The following is a 1,902-nucleotide window of genomic DNA, read 5'->3' on the forward strand; positions in this document are numbered from 1 at the left end:
CCGCTCTTCCGATCTGCTTGAGTGCCTTGAGGTAGAGCTGCTTTTGTTGGTCACTGTAGCCCAGTTTATCGATATTAAGGCTAGCACTGCTGCTGTCGAGTAGGCGCAATACAATCTTTTCACCCCATAACGTGGGTAATGTCGAAACGCGCATATCAATGGCCGTTGTTTCATTGAGCCGAAGCTTGATTCGCCCATCTTGTGGCAAACGACGTTCAGAGATATCCAACTTTGCGAGTATCTTAAGCCGTGCAGAAAGGCGGCGACTGAGGTGATTTGCGGGTGCTTGGGTTTGCACCAATAGGCCATCACAACGTAAGCGGATGCGATAGCTCTCGTCGTAAGGTTCAAAATGAATATCTGAAGCGCCTTTTCTCACCGCATCGAGCAGTATCTGGTTGATGAAGCGGCTCACAGGCGCATCGTCTTGACTGAGGTTCTCTATCGTTTGTATTTCATCCTCTGTGACATCGACCAGACTGGCCAGTTCGTCCTGACTGATGTCTTTAGTTGATGAGGTGGATGTGGTCATTGTCTGACCGTATAAACGACGAATCGCGGATTTAAGGTCGTTTAAGTCGGCCAATACCAACTCAACTTGCAACCCTGTCGCAAAGCGAAATTCATCTTCTATTTCACTGCGGGTGGGGTCTGAAACAGCCAAAGAAAGCACCATCCCATCACAGTGTAAGGGCAGGGCTTGATAACGGCTGATGAGCTCCCTAAGCCCCAACGAATGACACAACGTAGCGTAGTCGAATTGAGATAATGGTGTGGGCGTTAGGCCAAAGAGTGCACTTAGGTGGCCAGTGAGTTGATGGTGGTCGAACAGCTCGAGATCAAGCAGTGCTTCGGGTACCGACATGCCCGAAGCGATCACATGTTCGATGATATTTTGCTCTTGCACCACGCTGATTAAGTCAGCCTGGCGCAAGATGGCAGGGAGGTTAGTTAACACTTATTAGTTACAACCTTCCAAATCAATAGCTGCTAGTTCCGTACCGGAGCGAGTGCAGGTCCAGCCACTATCACTTCTAGCCAATTTCATTGTTTGCGATGCAAGGGCTCCAGCAGAAAATTCGAACTGGATGGATTTTCCTGAATCAACTATGGATAACGTACCTAGAGTACTAGAGCTTGATGAAATTCCAAGAAGATCCACTCCACCACTGATTGATCCTTCTTCTTGTATTATAAGTTCTGCAGATGTAACTAGGGATTTAATTGTTGCTAATGCTGAAGAGGCTTGGCTTTTGGTCACATAGTCCTTATATGCTGGAACCGCAATCGCCGACAACACACCAATAATAGCCACAACAATCATCAACTCAATTAAGGTAAAGCCTTTCTGTTTCTTATTAATCGCTTTCATTATGTTCTCCATTATTGCGATGTATAAGGGTGCAGAAAGAGTAAAGAGAGTCTAGAGAACTAGAAATAAAGTAAAAAGGCTAGCGCGAGGCAAATAGTTGAAGTTAAGCCTGTATTACATTCACAGTGCAAAAATATTCGACGGGTGGCATATAAAATGATGGGGGGTAGATTGAACGCGGATAATAAAACGGAAAAAGAGAGACAAAGCCTCTCTTTAACAATACGTCATAGATATTAAATCGATGGAACTTAAATAACGACTAAGCTTGGAATCTCATTGATAAATCCAATGCCACTAGATGTTTCGTCAGCGCGCCAACGGAAATATAATCAACACCGGTTTCAGCAAACTCACGAATGGTGTCTAGTGTTACGTTGCCTGAATTTTCAAGTGCTGCACGTCCTGCATTTAGTTTGACCGCTTCGCGCATCATATCGGTGGTGAAATTATCTAACATGATGATGTCAGCACCCGCATCAATCGCCGATTGCAGTTCGGCTAAACTTTCGGTTTCGATCTCAACAGGC

General features: G+C 45.4%; 3 protein-coding genes. All 3 read right to left on the minus strand.

Going from position 1 to position 1,902, the window contains the following annotated elements; translation table 11 throughout:
• Positions 1-958, minus strand: a 958-nt coding sequence (locus ACP45E_RS18825) for an ATPase, T2SS/T4P/T4SS family (protein ID WP_198927762.1), incomplete at its 3' end; no start/stop codon positions are given.
• Between the two features lie 3 nt (positions 959-961).
• Entirely contained in the window at positions 962-1,372 is a 411-nt protein-coding gene (locus ACP45E_RS18830; protein WP_017037177.1) for a pilin, read from the minus strand.
• 262 nt (positions 1,373-1,634) lie between these two features.
• A partial coding sequence (locus ACP45E_RS18835) for a nicotinate-nucleotide diphosphorylase (RefSeq protein WP_426511616.1) occupies positions 1,635-1,902 on the minus strand: 268 nt, incomplete at its 5' end.

Origin of the sequence: Vibrio genomosp. F10 str. 9ZD137 (genome assembly GCF_049974785.1) — a bacterium.
GTDB lineage: Bacteria > Pseudomonadota > Gammaproteobacteria > Enterobacterales > Vibrionaceae > Vibrio.

What these genes read in the sequence shown, in the direction of transcription:
- ACP45E_RS18830 (WP_017037177.1), bottom strand. Translation starts at nt 1,372, where the DNA reads ATGAAAGCGATTAATAAGAAACAGAAAGGCTTTACCTTAATTGAGTTG.